Origin of the sequence: Promicromonospora sp. NPDC060204, assembly GCF_042728455.1 — a bacterium.
In the GTDB taxonomy this organism is placed as follows: Bacteria; Actinomycetota; Actinomycetes; order Actinomycetales; family Cellulomonadaceae; genus Promicromonospora.
The window spans coordinates 1-7,697 of sequence record NZ_JBHWZO010000282.1 but is presented as its reverse complement, the minus strand read 5'-3'; the positions used below and the strand labels follow the sequence as shown (position 1 = coordinate 7,697).

The window sequence follows — 7,697 nt, the reverse complement described above, 5'->3', positions numbered from 1 at the left end:
GGGCCGCCTCGCGGCGGCCCGGCACCCGGGCGGATCTGGGTCAGAAGCCTTCGATGCCCTGGGCGCGGGCGAGCTGGGCGAACTGGTCCTGGGTCTGCTGGGCGACCTGCTCGGGCGTGGTGGCGCCCTGGATCATGTCGGCCAGGTAGATGTACAGGTCGGGGTTCGCCACGGCAAGCGCCTGCATGGACCCGACGGACTCGCCGAGGGACGCGTGCACGTCGAGGAGCGCCTGCGGCACGGTGTCCGGCGTCGGCACCGAGTCCTGCAGCGAGATGGTGTCGCGGTCCGCGACGAAGTCGGCGTACCCGTCGCCGAGCCAGTACGCGAGGAGCTGGCGTGCCGCGGCCTCGCGGTCGGCGTCCCCGGTGCGGAACGCGACGAGCGCGTTCGACTGGTCGGGGATGAACGTGCCGACGTTGCCCGTGGGCGAGATCGGGAAGAAGCCGATCTTCTCGTCGAGCTCGGCCTGGTCCGCCTTGGCCTGGAGCTGCCCGAAGAACGAGTTCACCTGGACCGCCATCGCGGCGTCCCCGGCGAGCAGGGCGTCCGCCTGGTCCTCGAACGTCGCAGTCTTGATGTCCTCGTTGAACAGGCCCTCGTCGATCAGGCCCTGGTACGTCTCGATCGCCCCGAGGATCTCCGGGTCGGTGAACTTCTCCTCGCCGGTGTTCACGCGGTCCCACAGGCCGTCGCGGGCGGCGTCGGCGAGCTGCACCTGGACCCACCACTGCGTGGCCCAGCGGTCGCCGGCCATCTCGAAGAACGGCGTCTGCCCGTCGGACTTCAGCGTCCGGGCGGTCTCCACGAAGGCGTCCCAGTCGGCGGGCGGCTCGGTGATGCCGTGCTCCGCGAACACCTCCTTGTTGTAGTAGACGCCCTCGACGGCGGGGCTCGTGACCAGGGCCGCGTAGCGGGTGTCGTCGAGGACGCCCGTCATGTCGGCGAGCCCGTCGGTGTACGCGTCCACGAACGGCGCGCCGTCGAGCGGCTGCAGGTTGGTCGGGGCGTTGAGCGCGGTCAGCATCGAGCCGGTCGGCTGCCAGAACGCCAGGTCGGGCAGGTCGCCCGTGGCGACCTTGGTCTGCACGCCCTGCTCGTACGGGTCGGGGATGGTGACGACCTCCACCTCGGCCCCGGTCAGCTCCTCGAACCCGGCGACGACGGCGTCGGGTGCGGTGTTCGAGTTCTGCGCGGCCCAGATGGTGAGCTTCGTGCCGGTCAGGTCGGTGTCCTGGGCGGGCCACTCCGCCGCCCCCGCCTCGGGGGCCTCGCCGCCGGTGCCCGCGGTCGGGTCGCTGCACCCGGTCGCGAGGAGGCCGACGGCGACGACCGCCGTCGTGATGGTCAGATACCTCTTCATATCGACTCCTTGGATGGTCGCAGTCTTCGCCGACTGCGGGTCGAGCGGGGCCGCCCGGCGGCCCCGGTGATCATGCGAGGCCGGTGTGCCGGACCCTCAGGACGCGGGCCTGCGGCCCGGACGGGATGCGCAGGTGGACGGGTCCGTCCGCCGCGCGCGTGACGTGCCACCCGTCGTCGGGCGGCCCGTAGGCGATGTCGACGCCGCCCGCGGGCAGGTCGAGGTCGAGCTCGGTGGCCTCGGCCCCGCGCCACCAGACGACGACGAGCGACTCGTCGGCGCCGCGCAGCCCGGCCGCCACCAGCGGCGCGCTCCAGGCGGGCAGGCCCAGCGGCCAGAACGGCACCGACCCGGTCAGCCGCTCCGCCCACTCCTTGGCCAGGTCCACGCCGCCGACGACGAGCGCCGCCTGCTCGGGCGTCATCTCGTGCAGCCGACCGGACAGGTAGAGCCGGCCGGTGAGCCCCGTGCACAGCGTGAAGACGATCTCCTCGTCGGTCATGTCCGGCTGCGGGTAGGCCCAGTTCGCGGCCTGCTCGGGCACGATCCCGACCAGCGCGCCCGCCGCGATCGGCGGGTAGAGCAGCGGGTTCTGCTGGTCCGACGTCGACTGCAGGTCGAGGCGGGACAGCAGCGCGTAGTCGGCGCGCATGGCGCCCGAGGCGCAGTTCTCGATCACCAGGTCGGGGTGCCGCGCCAGCACGCCGTCGATCCAGTCGAGGTGCGCCCGATTCTGCTGAAGCAGGCCGTCGCCCGGGCTGTCGGCGTCCAGGTCGGTGCCCGCGCCGGGGGTGACGTTGTAGTCGAGCTTGAAGTAGCCGACGCCGAAGTCCTCGACCAGGCGGTCGACCACCTCGTCCAGGTGCTTGACGACGTCGCGGTGCCGCAGGTCGAGCAGGTGCCGGCCGTGCTCGGTGATCCGCACGCCGCCCCGCTGCAGGAACGCCTCGTCCGGTAGCCGCTCCGCGAGCGGGCTGCGGACGCCCACCACCTCGGGCTCCAGCCAGAGCCCCGGCACCATGCCGCCCGCGCGGATGGCGTCGACCACCGTGCGCAGCCCGCCGTCGGGGAACCGCGAGGCCGACGGCTCCCACAGGCCCACCGAGTCCCACCAGTCGCCGCCGTCGTCGTACCACCCGGCGTCGATGCAGAAGAGCTCCGCCCCGGTACGGGCCGCGGCGTCGACCAGCGGCAGGAGCTTGGCCGTGGTCGGGTCGCCCATGAGGGTGTTCATGTAGTCGTTGAAGACGACGGCGGGGCGGCGCGGGTTGCGGCGCAGCGCGCGGCGGTGCCGCGTCATCTCCGCGAGCGCGTCCTGCCAGTCCCCCGCGGCCGCGAGGGAGACCTGCACCGACTCGAAGGACTCGCCGGGCGCGAGCACCCGGGTCCAGGCATGGTCGTCGTCGGTGGGGCCGAACAGGCCCAGGACCAGCACCTCTTCGTCGGCGGTGTCGAGGCGGACGCCGAGCTCGGCACGCCAGGCGCCGTTGTGCTCGACCTGCCAGGCGAGCGCGGGACCGTCCTCCGCCCGGAGCACGCCGGTCGGGTTCCGGGTCCCTGAGGACCACGTGCCGGTGCTGACCAGGCTGCGGGACCCGCGCGCGTCCTGGTGCTGGTGCGCGGGGAGGTCCAGCCCGACGAGCCCGTCCTGGCCGGAGAGCCGGGTCCACGCCCAGCGGTTCTCCCCCACCCACTCGCTGTGGCCCTCCAGGGACAGCGTGCCCGCGACCGGGACCGCGCCCACGGGACGGCCGATCACCAGCGAGGACACGGCCTGGAGCGCGACGGGTTCGGCCCCGTCGTTGCGCACGGTGGTCCAGGACCGGAGCGAGGCCCCGTCGACGCGGACCCGCAGGTGGGAGGTCACGTGCAGGCCGGTGACGGCGTCACTCTGGAACACCCGGACCGTCGTCCACCCGTCGGTCGACGTGACGTCGTGGCCGAGCACCCGCAAGCGCGCGCCCACGGCGGTGGCCGTGTTGCGGGTGTTGGCGCTGGCGCGGCCCTGCCCGACGGCGAGGATCTCCACCAGCGGCTGGGCCGGCGTCGCGGGGCCGCCGGTCGTCCCGGCCGTCCCCGTCGTGGCCAGGGCGGCCGGGGCGTCGGCCGGCAGCACGAGCGCGAGCTCGTCCTGGTCCCGGGTCCAGAGGGTCACTCGCGTCGCTGCGGAGCGTGGGTTGGCCGTCGTCGGCTGGCTTGCTGGCACGCCGCTATGAAAGCGCATATCAGAACGGAGCGCAAGATTGCATCTGGATGGCTTCTTTCGGGGCCCTGTCCGGGCGCAACCGCTTTCAGACGGCGCGCGGGGCGGTGCGCGGGGCCGCCGACGACCTGAGGATCAGGTCGGGCACGAACCGAACGGACGGGGGCACGTCCCCGCTGTCGATCTGCGCGTTGAGCAGCTGGAACGCCCGCTGCCCCAGCCGCACGAAGTCCTGCCGCACGGTCGTCAGGGGCGGGGTCCACAGGTGGCTGAGCGGGTGGTCGTCGAAGCCGATGACGCTCACGTCGGCCGGCACGCTCTTCCCGGCGTCGGCCAGGCCCTTGGTCAGGCCCATGGCGAGCTCGTCGTTGCCGCACAGCACGGCGGTCACGTCGGGCAGGAGCGCGAGCCGCGCGCCCGCGTCGTAGCCGGAGTCCGGCGACCAGTCGGCGTACAGCACCGCCGGCTCCGGCGCGCCCGCCTCGCTCAGGGCGTCGCGCCAGCCCAGCATGCGGGCGCTCGGGCGGCCGGGCGACGGGATCGCCACGTGGTGCACGGTGCGGTGGCCGATCTCCAGGAGGTGCTTGGTGGCGCGGGCCGCGGCGAACCGGTCGTCCATGAACGCGTGCGCCACCTGCTCGTCCGCCGGCCGGCCCGAGGCCGCCGCGACGACGGGCAGCCACTGCGGGATCGCGGCGAGGGCGGCCACACCGGGCGGGTCGTACTCCAGCACGATCGCGCCGGCCATCGGCTGGCCGAGCGCATGGTCGATCGCGGCGTCGACCGTGCGCCGGTCGTCGGTCTCCACCACGGAGATGACCACCATGTAGCCCGCCTGGCGGGCCGCCTCCTCGATGCCCTGGAGCGTCGAGGCGTAGCCGTAGCGCGTGGTGTCGCCCGCGAACACGGCGATCATGGGCTGGCCGCCGGTGGCCAGCGCCCGCGCGGCGCCGTTGGGCCGGAAGCCCAGCTCCTTGATCGCGGCCATGACCCGCGCCCGGCGCTCGGGGCCCACCGGGACCGAGCCGCTGAGCACGCGCGAGACGGTCGGCACGGAGACGCCGGCGACGCGCGCGACGTCGGCGATGACAGGCGGCTTCATCGGGCGGTCTGGTTCCACGGGGCCAGGTTACGTGCATTCCGTGCGGAGGACGCCGGTCACTCTTGCCAATCAGAATGATTAACGCTTTCATGGTCCCGGCGCCGCGTCCCTGACGCGGCCGCCGCCCTCCCTCCGCCCGGGGACGTTGCCATTCCGGGCGGCAGGCAGACCGACCGATGGTCCCGATCCACGAAGGAGTGGAACACAGGTGAATGTTCCTGATAGCGCAGATCAGATCCGCACCGAGCGGCGGTCCAGACGGCGCCGCGCGTGGAGCGGTCTCGCGGTGACGACCCTCGCCGCGGCCACCCTCACCGTCGCGCAGCCGGCCGCGGCCGAACCCGAGAGCCTGACGGTGGACTTCGGCACCACGACCGGCGCGTTCCGGGGCGGCGCGACCGGCACGCTGTACGGCTTCGGCGACGTCGGGGTGCCCACGACGGCCCTGGTCAACGGCGCCCACGTGACCAACTCCTCCCAGCGCGCGCCGTACGGCACGCAGCACCCGAGCGGCGACGCGCTGCGGGTCGAGGACGGGTTCTTCGCCAAGCACGGCGAGGAGCTGGCCATCTACATCCAGGACTACTACCCGGACTGGTCGTACAACGGGGGCAAGCGGCCTGGCGACACCCGCACCTACGACCAGGCGACCGGCACCTACACCGAGCAGCCGAACGGGGTGTGGGACTACCTCGAGATCGTCGAGTTCGTGACCGAGGCCGTCGCCACGCAGTCCGACCACCCGGAGAAGTACCTCTTCATTCCGTTCAACGAGCCGGACGGCGGCAACTGGTACCCGGACTGGGCCAACCAGCGCGAGCAGTTCCTCGGCGACTGGTCGGCGGTGCACGCCAAGATCCAGGAGGTCTGGCAGGCCCACGGGCTGGGGCACGCGCGCATCGGTGGCCCGGGCGACACGCGCTGGCAGCCCGAGCGGTCGGCGGACTTCCTCACGTACACGCGCGACCAGGACAACCTGCCGGACGTGTTCATCTGGCACGAGCTGGGCATCGACAACCTCGCGACGTACCGGTCGCACTTCGCCGACTACCGCGCCCTGGAGCAGCGGCTGGGCATCGCACCGATCCACGTGAACATCACCGAGTACGGGATGCTGCGCGACATGGGCGTGCCCGGCCAGCTCGTCCAGTGGCTCTCGATGTTCGAGGACACCAAGGTCGACGCCCAGACCGCGTACTGGAACTACGCCGGCAACCTCTCCGACAACACGGCGCGGCCGAACGGCGCCAACGCCGGCTGGTGGATGTTCAAGTGGTACGGCGACCTGGCCGGCTCGCAGACCGTCCGGGTGACGCCGCCCCAGCCGGACACGGTCGACACCCTCCAGGGCATCGGGGCCGTCGACGCCGACGACCGCCGCGCCACCGTGCTCTACGGCGGCACGGACTCGGACGTCCGGCTCGACCTGCGCGGCCTGGACCGCGCCGTGTTCGGCAGCTCGGTCGACGTCGAGGTCCGCGAGGTCACCGTCACCGGCGCGGAGGGGCTCGCCGGCACGCCGCGCGTCGTCCACGCGGTCGACGGCGCCCGCGTGGCCGGCGGCCGCCTCGACCTCACCCTGCCCACGTACGACCGGTACGCCGCCTACCAGGTGGTGATCACCCCCGCGCAGGACCGCACGGTCACCGTGGACCCGGTCTGGACCACCAGCGTGGAGGCCGAGGACACGGCGCTCACCGCGGCCCAGACCTACTTCCAGGACCCGCGGGCCGGGGGCGGCTGGAAGTTCCTCGCCTCGGGCAGCCACGACGTCGGGTCGTTCAACCGGCCGGGCTCGCGCGCCGACTGGACCGTCACCGTGCCGCGCACCGGCACCTACCGGTTCCAGGTCATCGGGGCCACGCCCGGCGCGCCCGGCCGGCACGCGCTCTTCGTCGACGACGCCCACCGGACCACCGTCCAGTACACGGCCGACCTGGCCCTGACCGGCACCTCGCGCTGGCAGTACCGCGGCAGCGCGGAGGTCGCCGTGGAGCTGACCGCGGGCACGCACGTGCTGTCCCTGCGCGCGAGCGAGGACGGCACCACGGTGCTGCCCGGGTCGGACATCACCCTGGACAAGTTCGTCCTGACGGACGTGACGGACGGCGAGCCGACCGCGTACCCCGCCAGCACGCTGCGCTACTACGGCGGCGCCGGCCTCGGCTGGCAGACCGGTACGCGCGGGTTCGGCCACGTGGCGGGCCAGGCCCAGCGGGCCGACGCCTACGTCAACGCGATGGAGACCGGCTACTACGACCTCGCGGTCGAGTACCACACGGCCGGCCCGTCCGACCTGCGTCTCGACCTCGGCGGGCGCACCCTGCCGCGGGTGCAGGTCCCGAACGGCGGCCACCGCCGCACCACCGTCCGCGTGCACCTCACGGAGGGGATCAACGAGCTGGAGCTGCGCTCCACGCGCGGGGTCCGCGTGCAGTCGGTGACCGTGACACGGGCGGCGGACGGCGACGCGGCGGCGTCGACCTTCGAGGCCGAGGACCTGACGCTGCGCGGGGATGCGGCGGTGCGGAGCGTCGACCCCGCGTCGGGCTCGAACGCCTCGGGCGGGAAGTACGTGGGGTCGGTCGGCCAGGGCAGCGGGAACCACGTGGCGATCCCGCGCGGCGCCGGGTTCGACTCCCCGGGCGACTACGACCTCGTGGTCCACTACGCGAACGCCGAGCTGGCCGGGAAGCACGACTACAACCCGCAGGTGGTCGACCGGCAGGCGGTCGTCACCGAGGGCACGCGGGAGGCGCCGGCCGGTTCCGCCTTCTTCCGCTACACCTACGCGTGGGACAGCTACTGGGAGCGGACGGTGCCGATCACGCTGACCACGGGTGACGGCGAGATCCGGATCGGCAACCCGTCGGCGTGGGCGCCCGACATCGACAAGGTGACCGTCGCGCCGCTGGTCGTCGGCGCGCCGGCCACCACGCGGATCCGCTGAGGCGTCCGCTGAGCCCCCACTGAGTCGGCGACTCACCTTTGAGGCTGGGGTTTCTCCGCTTTCCGCCCCCGGAGAGCGG

At 73.2% G+C, this 7,697-nt stretch carries 4 protein-coding genes; 1 reads left to right on the top strand and 3 read right to left on the bottom strand.

The window, feature by feature from the left end; genetic code table 11:
* Positions 1 to 40 precede the first annotated feature (40 nt).
* The 3 genes from ACFWEJ_RS24845 to ACFWEJ_RS24835 all read right to left on the bottom strand — a co-directional run bounded on the left by ACFWEJ_RS24845 (position 41) and on the right by ACFWEJ_RS24835 (position 4,686).
* The gene (locus tag ACFWEJ_RS24845; RefSeq protein ID WP_377231855.1) at positions 41 to 1,363 is read right to left on the bottom strand and encodes an ABC transporter substrate-binding protein; all 1,323 of its coding nucleotides are present in this window, start codon (positions 1,361 to 1,363) and stop codon (positions 41 to 43) included.
* Positions 1,364 to 1,433: 70 nt separating this feature from the next.
* Positions 1,434 to 3,518 carry a glycoside hydrolase family 36 protein gene (locus ACFWEJ_RS24840; protein WP_377231854.1) on the bottom strand — a complete coding sequence of 695 codons (2,085 nt, stop codon included), beginning with the start codon at positions 3,516 to 3,518 and terminating at the stop codon, positions 1,434 to 1,436.
* Positions 3,519 to 3,654: 136 nt separating this feature from the next.
* Positions 3,655 to 4,686: a LacI family DNA-binding transcriptional regulator gene (locus ACFWEJ_RS24835; protein ID WP_377231853.1), complete on the bottom strand. Its 1,032-nt coding sequence runs from the start codon at positions 4,684 to 4,686 to the stop codon at positions 3,655 to 3,657.
* 268 nt (positions 4,687 to 4,954) lie between these two features.
* On the opposite strand from ACFWEJ_RS24835, the gene ACFWEJ_RS24830 reads away from it, so the two are divergent.
* Positions 4,955 to 7,618, top strand: a complete 2,664-nt coding sequence (locus ACFWEJ_RS24830; RefSeq protein ID WP_377231852.1) for a hypothetical protein — start codon at positions 4,955 to 4,957, stop codon at positions 7,616 to 7,618.
* Positions 7,619 to 7,697: the final 79 nt, after the last annotated feature.

Bases quoted from the DNA above. Each gene is read 5' to 3' on its own strand.
- ACFWEJ_RS24845 (WP_377231855.1), bottom strand. From the start codon at position 1,363: ATGAAGAGGTATCTGACCATCACGACGGCGGTCGTCGCCGTCGGCCTC.